This is a genomic window from Erwinia sp. MYb416 (assembly GCF_037479575.1).
GTDB lineage: Bacteria > Pseudomonadota > Gammaproteobacteria > Enterobacterales > Enterobacteriaceae > Erwinia > Erwinia rhapontici.
On record NZ_JBBGYT010000438.1, the window covers coordinates 1,699,995 to 1,715,195 of the forward strand.

14 protein-coding genes and 1 pseudogene are annotated in these 15,201 nt (G+C 54.2%); 9 read left to right on the forward strand and 6 right to left on the reverse strand.

Translation table 11 applies throughout. From position 1 onward, the window contains the following. Positions 1-10: 10 nt before the first annotated feature. Both WH277_RS17650 and WH277_RS17655 read left to right on the forward strand, forming a co-directional pair. Positions 11-1,030, forward strand: a complete 1,020-nt coding sequence (locus WH277_RS17650; RefSeq protein ID WP_133844989.1) for an AI-2E family transporter — start codon at positions 11-13, stop codon at positions 1,028-1,030. Between the two features lie 71 nt (positions 1,031-1,101). Then, positions 1,102-2,058 (forward strand): AEC family transporter, encoded by a 957-nt coding sequence (locus tag WH277_RS17655; protein ID WP_339506084.1) that lies wholly within the window; start codon positions 1,102-1,104, stop codon positions 2,056-2,058. Between the two features lie 73 nt (positions 2,059-2,131). On the opposite strand, the pseudogene WH277_RS17660 reads toward WH277_RS17655, so the two are convergent. Then, a pseudogene (locus WH277_RS17660) lies at positions 2,132-2,284 on the reverse strand (integrase); the annotation flags it as partial. 236 nt (positions 2,285-2,520) lie between these two features. Next, on the reverse strand, positions 2,521-2,670 hold the full coding sequence (locus WH277_RS28765) for a DUF551 domain-containing protein (RefSeq protein WP_200642159.1): 150 nt from the start codon (positions 2,668-2,670) through the stop codon (positions 2,521-2,523). Between the two features lie 56 nt (positions 2,671-2,726). Between WH277_RS28765 and WH277_RS17665 the strand changes: the two genes are divergently transcribed. The 3 genes from WH277_RS17665 to WH277_RS17675 all read left to right on the forward strand — a co-directional run bounded on the left by WH277_RS17665 (position 2,727) and on the right by WH277_RS17675 (position 4,417). Further along, positions 2,727-3,248 (forward strand): hypothetical protein, encoded by a 522-nt coding sequence (locus WH277_RS17665; RefSeq protein WP_339506086.1) that lies wholly within the window; start codon positions 2,727-2,729, stop codon positions 3,246-3,248. Between the two features lie 258 nt (positions 3,249-3,506). Next, positions 3,507-3,968 carry a hypothetical protein gene (locus WH277_RS17670; protein ID WP_339506088.1) on the forward strand — a complete coding sequence of 154 codons (462 nt, stop codon included), beginning with the start codon at positions 3,507-3,509 and terminating at the stop codon, positions 3,966-3,968. Then, positions 3,881-4,417 (forward strand): arginase family protein, encoded by a 537-nt coding sequence (locus tag WH277_RS17675; RefSeq protein ID WP_339506090.1) that lies wholly within the window; start codon positions 3,881-3,883, stop codon positions 4,415-4,417. Before WH277_RS17670 ends, WH277_RS17675 begins: the two co-directional genes overlap by 88 nt. Here the strand turns inward: WH277_RS17675 and WH277_RS17680 are convergent. Further along, entirely contained in the window at positions 4,317-4,619 is a 303-nt protein-coding gene (locus WH277_RS17680; RefSeq protein ID WP_339506427.1) for a hypothetical protein, read from the reverse strand. The genes WH277_RS17675 and WH277_RS17680 overlap by 101 nt on opposite strands. Before the next feature lie 669 nt (positions 4,620-5,288). Between WH277_RS17680 and WH277_RS17685 the strand changes: the two genes are divergently transcribed. From WH277_RS17685 to WH277_RS17700, 4 genes are all read left to right on the forward strand, one after another. Further along, entirely contained in the window at positions 5,289-5,750 is a 462-nt protein-coding gene (locus tag WH277_RS17685) for a fimbrial protein (RefSeq protein WP_259149989.1), read from the forward strand. Positions 5,751-6,862: 1,112 nt separating this feature from the next. Continuing rightward, entirely contained in the window at positions 6,863-7,780 is a 918-nt protein-coding gene (locus WH277_RS17690; protein WP_133846497.1) for a sugar ABC transporter substrate-binding protein, read from the forward strand. Between the two features lie 83 nt (positions 7,781-7,863). After that, positions 7,864-8,334 carry a ribonuclease domain-containing protein gene (locus WH277_RS17695; protein WP_212816088.1) on the forward strand — a complete coding sequence of 157 codons (471 nt, stop codon included), beginning with the start codon at positions 7,864-7,866 and terminating at the stop codon, positions 8,332-8,334. Between the two features lies 1 nt (position 8,335). After that, positions 8,336-8,620: a barstar family protein gene (locus tag WH277_RS17700; protein WP_133846499.1), complete on the forward strand. Its 285-nt coding sequence runs from the start codon at positions 8,336-8,338 to the stop codon at positions 8,618-8,620. On the opposite strand, the gene WH277_RS17705 is transcribed toward WH277_RS17700, so the two are convergent. The 3 genes from WH277_RS17705 to WH277_RS17715 are packed head-to-tail and all read right to left on the reverse strand — an operon-like array spanning position 8,617 to position 15,046. After that, complete coding sequence (locus WH277_RS17705; protein WP_339506094.1) at positions 8,617-10,614, reverse strand: virulence factor SrfC family protein; 1,998 nt, start codon at positions 10,612-10,614, stop codon at positions 8,617-8,619. The genes WH277_RS17700 and WH277_RS17705 overlap by 4 nt on opposite strands. Next, on the reverse strand, positions 10,611-13,595 hold the full coding sequence (locus WH277_RS17710) for a virulence factor SrfB (RefSeq protein ID WP_159338175.1): 2,985 nt from the start codon (positions 13,593-13,595) through the stop codon (positions 10,611-10,613). The genes WH277_RS17705 and WH277_RS17710 overlap by 4 nt, the downstream gene beginning before the upstream one ends. Continuing rightward, the gene (locus WH277_RS17715) at positions 13,595-15,046 is read right to left on the reverse strand and encodes an SrfA family protein (RefSeq protein WP_339506095.1); all 1,452 of its coding nucleotides are present in this window, start codon (positions 15,044-15,046) and stop codon (positions 13,595-13,597) included. The genes WH277_RS17710 and WH277_RS17715 overlap by 1 nt, the downstream gene beginning before the upstream one ends. Positions 15,047-15,201: the final 155 nt, after the last annotated feature.

Below are 15,201 nucleotides of genomic sequence, written 5' to 3' on the forward strand. Positions count from 1 at the left end.
AGGATTGGTCATGGAAATACGGAACGTTAATCGGGCGCAATTATGCCAGGTCACCAGCTACGGCCTGATTTTTATTGCGCTGTTCGCCATCTTCCCGCTGCGTTTGTTGCCCTGTTTTCTTGCCGGCTTTATCGTTTATGAAACCATTCTGGCCCTGACGCCCTTAGTGGAACGTCTGGTGAAAGGGCCGATTGCCCGCTGGATCAGCATTATGTTTCTTAGCGTGGTGATTATTCTTTCGCTGGTCACCGGCATCACCAAGCTGATCGGCTTCCTTTTGCATGACTTCCAGAACCCTGCCGCTTTCCACGCCACGGCCAGCAAACTGCTGGAGGATGCCCAGCACACGCTGTCGCCCGTGATTACGCGCTATCTGCCTTCGGACATCGATGAACTGCAGAACCAGGTAGTGACCTGGCTGCGTGAACATCTGGTGGTGGTGCAGACCTTTGGCCGCAGTGCGGCACATACCTTTGCCACCATGCTGATTGGCATGCTGCTGGGCGCGATCATCTCGCTGCGCACCAGCAGCGGCATCCGCCCTGAAGCGCCGCTGAAGCAGGCGATGCTGGACCGCTTAACCACCCTGGCGGCGGCGTTTCACAATGTGGTGTTTGCACAGATTAAAGTGTCGCTGGTCAATACCATCCTGACCTGCGGTTTCCTGTTCGGCGTGTTGCCGATGTTTGGCCTGCATTTTCCGTTTGCTAAAACCGTCGTGGTGCTGACCTTTATCGCCGGGCTGCTGCCGATTATCGGTAATCTGATTTCCAATACGGTGATTGTGCTGATCGGTCTTTCAATCTCGCTGGAAGCCGCGCTGATTGCCCTGATTTACCTCGTGCTGATCCACAAGCTGGAATACTTTATCAACGCGCGGATTTTTGGCAGCCGCATCAGCGCCAAAACCTGGGAGATCCTGTTAGCGATGCTGGTGTTTGAATCGGCCTTTGGCCTGGCCGGCGTGGTGGCCGCCCCGGTCTATTACGCCTACCTGAAAGCGGAGCTGCGTGCCAGCAGACTGATTTAGGGCCTGGCCTGTCAGGCTATTTTACTTGCGCTATGCTGGCCGGGAAACTTCCCGGCCCTGACGGATAATCCATGTCGTTATTGACCACGCTGCTTCATCAGATCTTTATTTCCATGCCGCTGTTTGTGCTGATCGCTCTGGGATGGCTGCTGGTGCGCTGGCGTCAGTGGCCGGAGAGTATCACCAGCGCCATTAACCGGCTGGTGTTCCGCGTGGCGCTGCCTGCCATGCTGTTTCGCCTGATGTGCGACTTCAGTGATGGGCCGTCGGTGGATGCCCGCCTGCTGATTGCCTTTTTCGGCGGCTGTCTGCTGGTGTTTATCATTGGCCGGATTGTGGCATCTAAGGTGTTTAAGCTTGATGGCGTGGCCGGTTCGGTGTTTGCCCTCGGCGGGATTTTCTCCAATAATGTGCTGCTGGGCCTGCCCATTGCCCGCGTGATGCTGGGTGACGAGGCGATCCCCTCCGTTGCGCTGGTGCTGGTGTTTAACGGCTTAATTCTCTGGACGCTGGCCACCATTTCGGTGGAGTGGTTCAGGCACGGGGCACTCAACCTGAAGGGCTTCGGCAATACCGCGCTCAGCGTACTGAAAAACCCCCTGATTATCGGCATCCTTTCCGGCACCTTGTTCAGCCTGACCGGGCTGCCATTGCCTGTCTTCGTTGATCAGCCCGTGACCATGCTGGGGCAGATCGCCGTGCCGTTGGCGCTGGTGGCACTGGGCATGAGTCTGGCGAGTTACCGGATTAAAGAAGGGCTGGCCATCAGCTATGCGCTGAGCGCCATTAAGCTGATCGTGCAACCCCTGGTCGTGTGGGGCCGGGCCTGGATGATTGGGCTGCCGCCGATGGAAAGTAAAGTGGTGGTACTGCTGGCCTCCATGGCCGTGGGCGTGAACGTGTATCTAATGTCGCAGCAGTTTAACGCGCTGACGGGGCCTGCGGCGACGAGCATGCTTTTGACCACGCTTTTTTCGGCAATTACCACGCCAATTCTGATGCTTACGATGGATTGGGCGTATGGGTGAGTGAGGGAAAATGTGGGGGTGAAAAGCTCTTCTGCAAAACCCCTGCAAAACTCTTCTGCAAAACCCGGCAGTTTTATACTGCCATGACCTTCCATTCCTTACCCCGATCATCATTATATTTATCAGTCATTGACCTGCTTTTATGGCCCAAAAGAGTCTGTGTATCGATACCCTGATCCCGGTATAAGCGTTCTGATAATGAGCGCTGTTCATGGAAACCGGGCGGGTTCAGCAATGCGCTTCTCGCGTATAAGCCGATTGGTTGTGCGCAGATTAATCAGCTCATCAGCAACTGCCTTGACCACTGCGGCGGGCGTGGCTGTCATTAATGTCGTCCCACCGTTCGCACATTTTAGAGCTATTATTGGGGTTAACCTCTTCATTATCGTCGCGTAGCGTATCAAGAAGCGTTTTGGTTATTTTGAAACTCTAAGTAAATCAGTCAATCGTACACTGAGCACCTCACGGCGCTGGCACTTCTGGCAGCGGCATCCAGTGGGTAATCTCAGAATTCTGAAATCCTTCATGATGTTTACCTTTGGTAAACCACACTGGGCCTTGCCGCCTTTCATCGCTCCACCATCCCCAACAATTCCCATCTGAACGAGGTATGCGCTCCCTCGCCTTGGCGTTTTTTTGTTATGATACCTCACAAAAAAGGAGGTGTTATGGCTTGGCAAGGTATTCCATATCCGCTCGCCGGAAATATGGGTTTATTAATTGAAAAAATACCACACATTGATGTGACAACCGATAGTGGATTTGGCTGGGATACTATTGCCGCCAGCGTAGCTGGTGCATTCATCGCTGCCGCGATACCAGCTTTAATTGCATGGTGGTCAATTAAAAACAGCAATAAAACTCTTCGAGAAGATAGAGAGGTGCAACTGAGGGATATTGAACACAGCAGAGATACGCAGATTAAATTAGCAGAAGAAAGCAGAAAGGCTCAAATAATTGCTTCAAACAGGCTTGTATGGATAAAAGATCTGCGGGAGGCATCAGCAGAGTTTGTAGCTAGTGCCGTAAATTATTTATCCATAAGTCAAAAATATGTGATTGAAATAAAAGCTAGTGATGAACCAGGTATTTCTCAAAAGGAGAAGACAGAACTCCTCAGTTTACTCGCACAAACGAAAAATGAGTCGTATGCAGCAATGATACAATTAGTGCTTCATCCCTTGAACTGACATGTTTCTCAAAGGCTGCCATTAGGTGGCTTTTTTTTCTACTAACAGCTCCCGCACAAAGTGAGGTGAGAGCTTGAGTTGCTCACTGAATTTGGCTACATGATAGAGGTGATATGCTCGCCTCGAAATTTTACAGAAAAGGTGAAAGTCATCTGCCTGAATTTGCGAGAATTTTCACCCGGTGAGATAGCCGTTTCGCTTCCCATTGCATCACTTTTTCTTTAGGATTGTTCCGAACTTTACTGATGGGATAGGGATATGAAGAAGTTGCTGTTAGTTGTTGCTGTTTTAACTCTTGCTGGTTGTGCACGGCCTCACGGGCCTGCTGAAAAAATACTCGATAGTCAGATTGTTACTCCCCAACCGGGTGTTGCTCAGACGAAAGTCACCGTAACAAGAAATAAACAATTTATTGGTGGTGGCAGTGGCGGTCTGTGTAAGTTCCTGGTATCGATAGACGACAGAGACGTAGCTTTGTTGCGTCAAAACCAGTTTGTGACGGCGTACCTGAATAACGGCTCACACAAGTTAAAGGTCAGTAATGAATGCAATGTCCTGTCTATGGGAATGCGTAAAACGCTAGACGTGAACGCGGATGGTCAGGATCAGGAATACATTGCGGAAGTGGGTTTTTGGGGGCAGTACCGCTGGGTGAACGGGAATGCCGGGATGATGATTTTGCCTGGCCAGATATTGCCGAGACGGATATCACCTGCATAGATGTTTTTGCTGCGAACCTGCTCGGGCCTGACGCCATCACCCAGCAAATCGATAATATGCTGGGTGCCCGGCCCGCGCAGCGTTTCTGGATCCATTTCGATATCGATATCGATATCGATGTCCTTGATCAGGTGGTTATGCCCGCGGTGGACTCCCCCGGTAGTCCGGGTATTGATCGTCTTTGGCTGGAAAATATCTGCGCACAGCTGCTGCTTAATCCTTTATGTTGCGGAATGACTTTGTCAGTCTTTGATCCCGAGCTGGATCCTGGCGGTCACTGCGTAACGCTGATTGTCGAAATGCTTGAGGCCATGTTCCATGAGCGCCTGCCAGGCAGCGGGCATGCTGTTACTCGATCTCTTTTTCCTTTAAGTAAATGGCAAGCCAGGAAACGAATTCAAGAGGAGAAGGGCGTAAAAAAGACACATCACCGATATCTCCCTGGGTGAGATTATTAAGATACAACCTGGCTGTTTCATTATTTGAGAACTCACGGATGAATTCAGAGGCTTCGTTCTGAAGATCTGATTTCAATCCGGTAACCAATTCAGTTGCAGCGTCAACGATCTCAGGATAGTTTTCTCCGTAGGCATCCGCATCGTTGCCTAAGAAGGTTGTCAGAAACACTTTTATCGTTTCATATTTTTCCATGATCATCACTTTATGGGGTAGGCGGTAAGTATGTAATAGGGTTTTTTATTATAGATTTCTTTCAATAAAACAACCCAGAGCTTGTTAGCATCGACCAGCCATTCTCTTGGTTTTCTAGTTCTCAATGGAAACTTCCCAAAATAGAAAGGCTATTAAGCATTAAATTCTACTTGATAGACCTGCGGAGATGAAGAAGACAAATGACGGACACCTAAGTGGAAGGTGGGGAAGAATTTGTCGTAAATTATTGACGGCACTGACGCTGGTGATATAGTAACCGCATTCTGAACAGTTACAAGTATCGTGTTCTTTATACCATCGAGAATCACACTGCTCATGTGCATATTTTCTGTAGCACCAGGGAAGATTTTAACCGGCTGCTCTATCTGGTAATGATGTCCTGACCCTGGCCTTTCCTTTTACAGGTAATGCACATCTTCTTGCAGCTAGTCGCTTAAATCGTTCCTATGGTTCAGCATATCCCGAGCTCTGCCAGGCTGTATATCGGAGAATCTCTACCTTCACCAAGAAAGTGCCATCCCTTACACAACAACACTCTGTCGCACAATTACTCACCACGTGGTGATATAGTGGCAAGGCGTTATCAGCGCTGAGTGATAACCAGGTAAATACAATTATTTTTATTAACAGTGTATTAAAGGAGTTCTTATGTCTAACGGAATGGTTAATTTCAAAGCAAAAGTTATCAGTGGGTCAATGACCCTTCCACTCGTGCGTCGAGCTATTGAGTCGGCCGAACCGGGGCGACCAGATATTAATGTGGATATGGGGCAGGTGAGTGAAAGCCTTTTCACTATGGTGGATGAAACGGCCTCAGGCGTGATATTTGAAATACGGTTTAATAACCCGGATGCGCAAAAAGTGAGTATTACTTTCAACGGCGTTGCCTCCGACGTCATCGATGGGGTTATCGGTACAACCAATCCCACGGTGGGGGTTCAGTTGCAAGATGACGACGGCAATATTGTGCCAATAAACGAAGCACGCGACTATCCAGTTTACCCAGGGCCAAACGTGATCAGGTTCACATCCAGCCTGATTGCCACGCACGTCCCTGTGATGACAGGCCCTCTTGTCGCCAATGCCGTCTTCACCCTGGCGTACATGTGATAGTGAGTGAGCTAAACGTCAGCCCCGGCATCGTCCGGGGCTGAGTTATTACTGTGGAGGCGCAAACCCTTCTCTGATGTATTCCTGCAGTTCGGCCCCGAAGTACCAGGCAACCAAACCCATTCCAATCACGACGATCGTGATAATTTTCTTGTTCATGGCGACGACATCCTGTGTTGAGAGGGGCCTACCTGAGGTATCCCATAAAATATGACAGGCATAAACCTGTACAGGCTAAGTTCTTTCGGTTTGCCAGTGGCACACACCATCAACACGGAGCGATCGGAAAAAACGATCGACCTCTACGATAAATCGCATTGTCGTGGCGGTTTTAAAATCCACAGCGAACAACTGCTCTGCGGGGATGGGGCCAGTTTGAGGTAAGCCGGACGTCACGCGACAGGACGTCGCGTGCCGAGGCCCGCATGGATGCGGCCGTTGCCGTTCCGGCGTGCTCAAACTGGCCTCAGACCTGAAACCAGACTGTCAGCCACAAATAACCGGGGATCCTTAAGGCCTTATCCTGCCATGTGTGGTGCAGATGCTGAAGTGTTAAACAGGCCCTCATGCTGTAATTTTATTTTATGCTGCTATACGTACAAATAACCCGCAATTATAAGCATAAACATGCTGAATATTCAGTGCCGTGTCTCGCGTTCTCCGAGGGGAGTAATTTCGGATCTGGCATAATATGCTGTTTGGCCTGGTGTGAATCGGTCATGCAGAGGAACCACTCCCGATCGTCAGGCATAAAAAACCCGGCTTTCGCCGGGCGGTATAATCTGCACCATTAACGGAACCAGCAATGATCCCGGGCTAAGAATAGCCTCAGGTCAAAAAAGCGCCAGTAAGAATGAGAAATATAATTTTTTCTTAACCCACCACTATGCCAACCACGAGATTGACCAGTCCTGCCACAAAACATCTTTCAGTCCAGTGAGAATAGAAAGCACTATAACCCAAACGCTGACACTGAACGCTAAAGCGTGACCGATGTTATGGTTTCGTTAAATTTCGATTGCTGACAAACCATTTATTTCATTATCCTCTAAATGTGGTTATTGCATTTCATTTAACCCGTGCGAACATCTTGCTGCCTCTGGAGAATAATAATGAAACATATGAAAAAACTGCTGCTGGTTGCGGCGTTAAGCTGCTCCACTTCTGCACTGGCTGAAACCATCGGTGTTTCAATGGCCTACTTCGACCAGAACTTCCTGACCATTATTCGCCAGGCCATCGATAAAGAAGCGAAGGCACGCGGGATCACCGTACAGTTTGAAGATGCGCGCGGCGACGTAGGGCGTCAGACCGATCAGGTTCAGAGTTTTATCAGTGCCGGTGTGGATGCGATTATCGTTGACCCGGTCAACTCGGCGGGCACCCCGGCGATGACCAAACTGGTCAGCCAGGCCAAAGTGCCGCTGGTGTATGTTAACCGCACGCCAGGTGATAAAACGCTGCCGCCGGGCGTGGTGTTTGTTGGTTCTGATGAGAAACAGTCAGGCACCTTGCAGATGGAAGAGCTGGCGCGTCTGGCTAACTATCAGGGCAAAGTGGGCGTGATGATCGGTAACCTCAGCGATGCAGGTGCGCTGCAACGTACCAAAGACGTTGAACAGGTGGTAGCCAAGTACCCGAAAATGAAAGTGGTGCAGAAGCAGAGCGCTAACTACTCGCGCAGCGAAGGGATGGACCTGATGCTGAGCTGGATCACCAACGGTGAAGAGATCGATATTGTGGCCGCCAACAATGATGAAATGGCGATTGGTGCCATTATGGCACTGCAACAGTCCGGTAAAAAAGACAGCAAAGTGCTGGTGGGCGGGATTGATGCCACGCCGGACGGCCTGAAAGCGATGTCCTCCGGTAAAATGCAGGTCACGGTATTCCAGGATGCGGTAGGCCAGGGCAAAGCCTCTGTGGATGTGGCCCAGCGCATGATCAAAGGCGAAAAACTCGATTCCTATCACTGGATCCCGTTTGAGCTGGTCACCCCGGAAAATATGAAAAAGTACGAAGAGAAGTAATCTTTTCTGCCAGCGGCCCTGAGAACAAGGCCGCTGTGCATTTTTCCCCTCGCTCCGCATCGTCGTTTTGCTAAACTGCTCAAATGAATAAAAAACTCATTATTGCCGCTATCTTGGCGATCGTCGCCAGCTACGCCGGTCTGCGTCAACAGGGCGAGTCGCGTGCGCCTGCCACCCGCCATGAGCAACCCGTATCCCGCCAGCAGAACGGCAGCAACGACATCATCGCGCTGACGCAGCAACAGCGCGTGGCGGACTATCTGCATCAGCACCAGCGGCTGCCGGACTATTACATCCGCAAAGGGGATGCGCGGCGTCAGGGCTGGGATCCGTCCAAAGGCAATCTGTGTGACGTGCTGCCTGGCCGGGCAATCGGGGGCGATCGCTTCAGTAATCGTGAAGGGGGCTTGCCGGAGAAAAACGGACGGCACTGGTTCGAGGCTGACGTTAACTATCAGTGCGGGCGGCGTGGAACGGATCGCATGCTCTATTCCAGCGATGGCCTGATCTATGTGACCCGCGACCATTACCGTCACTTTGAGCAGGTGAACTGAGATGCAGATGGCGACGTTCGATTTACAGCAGGTGCGCGACAGCGACGATTTCTACCGTCAGTTTGCGCTGAAATTTGACCTGAGCTACTTCGGGAACAATCTCGATGCGCTGTGGGATATGTTAACGGCGGGGATTGAACTGCCGGTGCGCATCACCCTGCGACATCTCGATCGGCATCCGCAGCGGGCGGCGCTGGAGCGCATTCTGGCGGTGATGCAGGAGGCAGAGCAGGAAACCGGCGGGGCATTCAGTGTGCGTGTCAGCCGAATGCCCGCCGGAGATTAGCGGCGGATAACCTTCAAAATTTGCGCCAGTTTCTCGCGCTGTTCCAGACTGATTTCGCGCGAAGCGGCATAACCGGCATTCTGCACAATCATCTCATTTAACCGCAGCAGGCGCAGCTGATTCACCCAGTGGCGATACACGCTCTGCGCAAACTCCGCTTCTTGATCGACGGCGGGCACGCTGTGATAGCTGGTCTGTACCGCAGTGAGCGGTTCGTCGCTGAGCAGGTCGATGGTCATTCCGATGCCAAAAGGATCGTCTTCGTTGATACTGTACTCATCGGCAGCGGTGCGTTCGGTACGCAACTGACGTTGCAGGAAAAGATGGCGCAGCGTATCGCGTACCGGCACCAGGCGCTCCAGCAGTTCACCGTGCACCCCGGTACGGGTTTGCAGGGCTTTTAACAGGGATTCCGCAATACGCAGACGCTCCGCCGGATCTTCCCCTTCGGCTGCCTGATACCAGCGACCAAGCAGATTTTCACTCAGTTCGCGCTGGATCTCGGCACGCTGTGTGGCAATACGCGCCAGTTTGCTGTCGGTGCGCACTTCATTGACCAGATAGCCCGCCATACGCTGCACGCCTTTCTCATCCATCGCCAGCATGGCGCCCCAGGCATCACCCGGGTTGCCAACAAAGCGCTGCACGGCGGCATCATGATTGTGGCCGTGAGTAATGCGCTGATCGAACGGGGTCATCGCCCAGATCAACCCCGGCTTACGACCGGTTCGCTGCGCGGTGGTCTCGCCCTGGGTCTGTTTTACCCAGAAGTCGAGCAGGCGGCCAATATGGCGGGTTTCATTACGGTGAGCCGAGGCGCTGCACACCAGCAGATGGGTCACATCCTGCTCAATGGCTGCACGCTGTAACAGGAACGGGCGACGAGCCTGTAAAAACTCCAGCGCCAGTTCGTGATGCTCGTCGTCAGGCAACACGGTTAATTCGATAAAGCCCGGGAAATCGAGCAGGTCGACTTCGGTAAACAGCTCTTCACGCGGCGCGCTATAGAGCGGCAGCAGCACTTCACGGCTGAGCAGCGTCAGTTCGGCCAGCGCCACGCTGACCGGGGCGAGTGCGCGACCGTTATGGCGCGGCACCACTTGCAACGTCAGGTCGGCAGTGGCATTAAACTGGCTGACCCCGGAGCTGTTTAACAGACTGTAAGAGGGTTCATCCAGCACGCTTAACGGTGCCAGCACCTGCGGCACGCAGGAGAGGTGATGCAGCACGTGGGCCAACTGGCGATACAGCGCAGTCAGCTGACGATCTTCGCCCCACAACAGGGAGAACAGTCTGGCGCGGTCGTCAACACCCAGCTGCGGTGCGAGTTCAACGGCCTGCGGCCAGAAATGGCTGTCCAGCGCGCTGCTGCGCGCCAGGCTGATGGTCAGTGCATCCCACAACGCCACCATCTGATGGCGGTTAATGCCTGCAACCGGTTCCGGCTGGCGATACATCGCCACGTTTTGCACGCGTTCGCCCAGCTGGGATTCATCCAGTGGCGTGACAGTGTCACTGCCACGTTGCGCGTATTGCAGTGCCAGCACCGCCACCAAATCACATTCGGTCAACAGGGAGAGCTGTACCGGCCAGTTGCTGTCGCTGCTCTGCTGCTGGCCGCTGAAGCGCTGCACCAGATTCGCTGTATGCTGCTGTGGATTGAGCTGGCTGGCGTAATCCACCACGCTGTTACCCAGTGCACATTCCAGGCGGCCTTTCTCGCTGGATGCCAGTGCACCAATCAAATAGGACTTGCCCGCCTGGGCCAGGCCAAACAGCCCAATGGCACAGTTCAGCGGGGTATTCCGCGCCAGTACGCTGGCATGGTTATGCTGACGCAGCAGTTTGATCGCCAGACGATCCGCTTCCATATTCAGGCGAGGCGCCTGCGAACGGTTCACATCCAGCCAGGCCAGCGCCTGCTCAATGCCCTGGGTCAGGGCATCACGTTTTTTATTCGCCTGGGCGGTCAGGATTTTATTCAGAGATTTCATTTCTTGTAGACGCTCCCGCTGTCAATCCAGTAATGCGCCATACCTGAAGCGCTGCTGGCCAGCGTATTCAGACGCAGGCGCAGATGCTCCAGCGGCACCTGGCTGCCATCATCCAGAGTGGCATCGGCAATATCAAACCGTTCCGGGCCAAATTCACCAAACGGACGGCTGACCGCCAGCTTGATACGTAACACTTTATCGCCCGCAACGCTGCGCGCCAGCTGAGAATCCACAATGGTCAATGTATAGAGCGGCGAAGCAGGCCAGCGGTCGTTATCCAACTGACGGAAGCCAAGCGTGATGGCCCCGCGCACCTGGAAGCGGCTGCGGACATCCAGCGTGAAGTTGTGCTGATCCAGATCGATATCACTGTACCAGACGTTTTCGGCCGTCAGTGCGCCGGTGCCGTCGAGCATGCCAAGATAGCGGATTGTTGAGTACGGCTGGAAATCACCGGCTTTAAACCAGAAGTTAGCCAGTCGCAGGTCAAGTGACAGCAGGCATAGCATCGCACCCACCGCCGCCGTTGATTTCGGGTTCTCGATTTTTCCCTGCTTGTTGAACGGATACCAGTCATTGGTGTGGTAACCATCCAGCGACAGAATGCGGCTGACCGGCAGCGGTTGCAGATGGCGGAACAGCGCCTGAACACCGGGGAAGCGCGAAGGGCGCCCGGTCAGCAACAGCACGTCACAATCATAAACCGCCACCACTTCGGACATGGAACGCAGGCTGTGCGTGATATTCATACGTGGGGAGAGGAACTCCGCATGCAGTTTGCTGAGGCGCACAATCAGCGGCACCGAGAGAATATCAAAGCCTTTGGCTTCGCCCGGCAGCTCGCGCTGGATCTCGCGGTTAATATAGTCGAGTAATTTTTCCGTCGGTGCCTGTGCCAGCAGTTCACCAAAGCGGGCATCAATTTCAGCCGTCAGATCGAGCGGGTCGAAAGTCTCATAGGCTTCGAGGATCGCCTGGCCCAGCGGAATAAACAGTTGTAATGTCACCTGCTGACGCAGCGTGGAGTGCCCGTCAAGACGGCCTTCATGCCCGAACAGACGCGTCATCACTGCTTCCGGATTGACCATGCCTGCCTGCTTAAATGCCCCCTGCAAAGCGGGCAGCACGTACAGTTGGATCACATCCAGCAGAATATCGTCACCCGCCAGCTTAAAGCCTTCACGGAACAGCAGGCGCGGCATGATTTTGACGTTATTGCCCACGCCGTCGTCCAGGCGGTACTGGGTAATCGCCAGGTCGGTGGTGCCGCCGCCAATATCAATGGAGGCGATGCGCAGGGTTTTGCCCGCCGGTTCATCGGCGGCGCGCGCGCGATCCGGGCGCGCCATGCTGGCGAAGAAGGCTTCGGCACGGCCGCCAAAGTTCACCTGGGTTTCGTTATACAGGTACACCATCTGCCCACAGGTGGCTTCATCCCATTCCATCTGCACATCCGGCACCGGCACGCTGCTTTTGGCTTTGTCGGCGGCGCTGGTGAAATCATCATCCATCGGGTGCCAGCCCATCGCTTTCCACACCAGTGCAATGGCTTCCAGCATCCGGCGGCGGAAGATCTCACGTTCCGGCTTTGGCATCGCCGACGGCAGGGTGAGGATAATATTGCGCAGCTGGCGCGGGGCGCTGCTGTGCAGCATCTTCTGGCGTTGCAGCGGGCTGTTCATCTGCAACAGCGCCTGCGCCAGCAGTTCAGAAAGCATCAGGCTCATCACCGAACTGCGGCTGTAGTGCGGCGCGAACACCGGCAGGCGTTCCTCCAGCGGAATGCTGTAGAGCGGCTGGCCCTCGTCATTGATCAGATAGGTCAGCGGCAGTGCCGTCGCCAGCGGTTCCTGCAACACATTGCCGGGCGTGCGGCTGAAGCGCCAGCCCGGCGTATAGCTCTCTTCATCCCACAGATAACGACGCGGGCTGGAGAGACCGGTGGCGCCTTCAGTGCCAAGGCGCTGTAACGCCAGCTGCCCGGCTTCACGGCCGACGCGGGTAATGGAAGGCCAGATAAAGGCATCATCACGGCCACTTTCCAATGAGAAGTTCTGCTTACCAAAACTGGCCTGGGCGAACTCCACCCGGCTTTCAAACAGCTCGTTATACAGCTGATGCGGCTCGCTGAGGTTACGCATCTGCAATTCGTAGGTGTGCTTCAGCCCCTGATGATCGTCAACATGATCTTCCACCATGATGCCGCAGGTGTGTGAGTTGCCGACGTCGAGGATCAAATCAACGGCAATGGCGGGTTCCTGAAGGGTGGCCGCGCTGATTTTCAGCTCCGGCACGGAGAGTTGCTGACCGAGCAGATGCAGAATATTCAGATAGTGTGCCTGGTACTCGAACTCACGCAGTGATGCTTTGATGTTCACCTGCGGGCGCTGTTCCAGCGTGGCGGCTGCCTGAGTAAAGGCCTCGCGCAGCCAGCCGTCAATCCAGGTGTGATCGAGAAACTCACCCAGTTCATCGCTGCGATGGGCCAGCGCAAAACTGACGCCGTTCTTCACATCGTTAACGTTCAGCGCCAGCGATTCATCCTCTCCATCGGCCCAGACTTTGGTATCGAACGCCAGCACCACGCGGTGAGTATTACCATTGGCGTCCGGCGTATCCAGTGCCACGATGCGCACGCGTGCCCAGTTATCCGGCCCACCAATAAAGGTGCGAGGAGGATTAAAACGGAAGAACGGCAACGGCAACCACTGGCCGTTAAGCAGCGTCAGCGACTGTGCCAGCGGGAAACTGAATTCGGGTTTCACCACTTCCGGTGGCGTGCCCGCTGCCTGTGGCAGCAGGTATTTCCCGGCCTGCGCGTGATAATTCAGGCGCAGCAGCGGGCCATTCGCGGTCTGACGGACAAATTTTCCCGGCCAGTCAGCGTTCAGATCCGGGTTTAACGCAAAGTCGAGGAACTGAATGCCGCTGTTCTGAACCAGCGTCATATTCGGTTTGAAGTCAGCAATTGTCGCCAGCATTATGATTTACTCTCACGCTTCATGGTCATTGGCAGCACGGTGTCGTCGTTATAGCGGCCACTGCATTCGGCAGCACCAGTCAGACCCTGTTTACACACCAGTTCCGGCATCTGATAGCGGGAACCGTCGGTGCAGCGTGCTTTGGTGCGGCTGTTAATCACCAGGTTACCGGAAGACATCAGCCCGGCAAACACATCCACCTTACAGGTGACGCCACTTCCCTGGGTAATGCGGGCAGTGCCTTTGCCGTTTTTCAGCTGATATTTCAGCATCGGTGGGGTGCCGGTCGGCAGGTTTTTCTGCACCAGCACACGCCAGTTGCCGTTGAGGAATTTCGTTGAACCAATCTTAACGGCATCCTGCGGCATCACCAGGTCATCTTTGCCTGCCGGACGCGCATCCGAGACCGCTTCAGGGGCCGGAGCAGGCTCTGTCGCTGCTACCGCCGGGGTAGCTGGAACAGGTGCAATCACTGCTGCGGCCAGCGGCAGTGTGGTGGTTTTCACCGGAACCACCGCCGCGGCGGTCGCGACAGGCTGAGGTTCAGGCTGTGGTGCGGGTTCAGCGGCCGTTTGTTTGGCGATGGGCGCATCATGCGGTTCTTCTGCCGGTTTGTCGCTGCGGTTTTTCAGCTGCACGCCAAAGGTGATCAGCAGAGCAACGGCGGGCAATACCCAGCTGTAACGCAGCCAGATTTTAGCTTTCGGTTTCGTGGTTGCAGCGGCAGGTGCCACTGGAGCAGACTCTGGCTCGGATTCCTCAACCGCTTCTGGCTCATCGATAATTTCCAGTGCTGGCATCGGCGGAACCACCACCGGAGGCGGCACCGGAACGGGCGCGGCCACAGCAGGCTCGGGCGCGATCAGCGGGGCAATCACCGGGGAGACTGTCGCGGCAATCGAAGTCGGCGTGACCAGCGGCGCAGCAGCAGGAGCCAGGCGCGACAGACCGAGGGACGGCACATCATCTTCTTCAATGCGCAGACAGTCGAAGACATCCTGACGTGATTTTTTATCCAGGCTGACAAAGCCCCAGAAGGTAATCACCGGTTTGCCACCGACAAGGTAAACGTAGTTTTGATCGGGGAATTGCAGGGCTTTGTTGAGCAGGGCGCCAAACAGTTTCTGGCTGGGTTTATCCGACTGCTGCGCACGTTCGCCGATGTCGGCAATCGTGGTCTGACAGGCCAGCAGTTGATTCAGTGCTGCGGTGCGCGCAGCGTTGCTGGCAGCGGCCCAGGAGGTGACTTTTCCCTCCACCGGGGAGTACCAGTCAAGGCGGTCTCCGGCATCGTTCGGCTGCGGGATAGCCAGGCAGTCGGCAACCTGCGATTGTTTTCTCAGGCGCAGGGTTTCGCGCAGTTGCAAAGCCGACAGATAAACGGGCTGCCCGTTCTCACCGAGGGCGAGGATGGCGTCGAGATTACCGCTGCGTAAGAAGATTTTTGCCACGCAAAGAGACCTTATAGTCAGAGTTCGGAAGTAAAAAGCGTGTGTAATCAGACTATTTTAGTTCTACGTGACTTAAATCAAATGCGCAAATAAGCAATAAAACAGGTGAGTACTTAGGGCATAACCCGGTGATCTGGTGAAGATTTCGCCAGTGC

What these genes read in the sequence shown, in the direction of transcription:
- WH277_RS17665 (WP_339506086.1), top strand. Translation starts at nt 2,727, where the DNA reads ATGGCTTGGCAAGGTATTCCATATCCGCTCGCCGGAAATATGGGTTTA.
- WH277_RS17655 (WP_339506084.1), top strand. Translation starts at nt 1,102, where the DNA reads ATGTCGTTATTGACCACGCTGCTTCATCAGATCTTTATTTCCATGCCG.
- WH277_RS17705 (WP_339506094.1), bottom strand. Translation starts at nt 10,614, where the DNA reads ATGAAATCTCTGAATAAAATCCTGACCGCCCAGGCGAATAAAAAACGT.
- WH277_RS17710 (WP_159338175.1), bottom strand. Translation starts at nt 13,595, where the DNA reads ATGCTGGCGACAATTGCTGACTTCAAACCGAATATGACGCTGGTTCAG.
- WH277_RS17650 (WP_133844989.1), top strand. Translation starts at nt 11, where the DNA reads ATGGAAATACGGAACGTTAATCGGGCGCAATTATGCCAGGTCACCAGC.
- WH277_RS17690 (WP_133846497.1), top strand. Translation starts at nt 6,863, where the DNA reads ATGAAACATATGAAAAAACTGCTGCTGGTTGCGGCGTTAAGCTGCTCC.
- WH277_RS17700 (WP_133846499.1), top strand. Translation starts at nt 8,336, where the DNA reads ATGCAGATGGCGACGTTCGATTTACAGCAGGTGCGCGACAGCGACGAT.
- WH277_RS17670 (WP_339506088.1), top strand. Translation starts at nt 3,507, where the DNA reads ATGAAGAAGTTGCTGTTAGTTGTTGCTGTTTTAACTCTTGCTGGTTGT.
- WH277_RS17685 (WP_259149989.1), top strand. Translation starts at nt 5,289, where the DNA reads ATGTCTAACGGAATGGTTAATTTCAAAGCAAAAGTTATCAGTGGGTCA.
- WH277_RS17695 (WP_212816088.1), top strand. Translation starts at nt 7,864, where the DNA reads ATGAATAAAAAACTCATTATTGCCGCTATCTTGGCGATCGTCGCCAGC.
- WH277_RS17680 (WP_339506427.1), bottom strand. Translation starts at nt 4,619, where the DNA reads ATGGAAAAATATGAAACGATAAAAGTGTTTCTGACAACCTTCTTAGGC.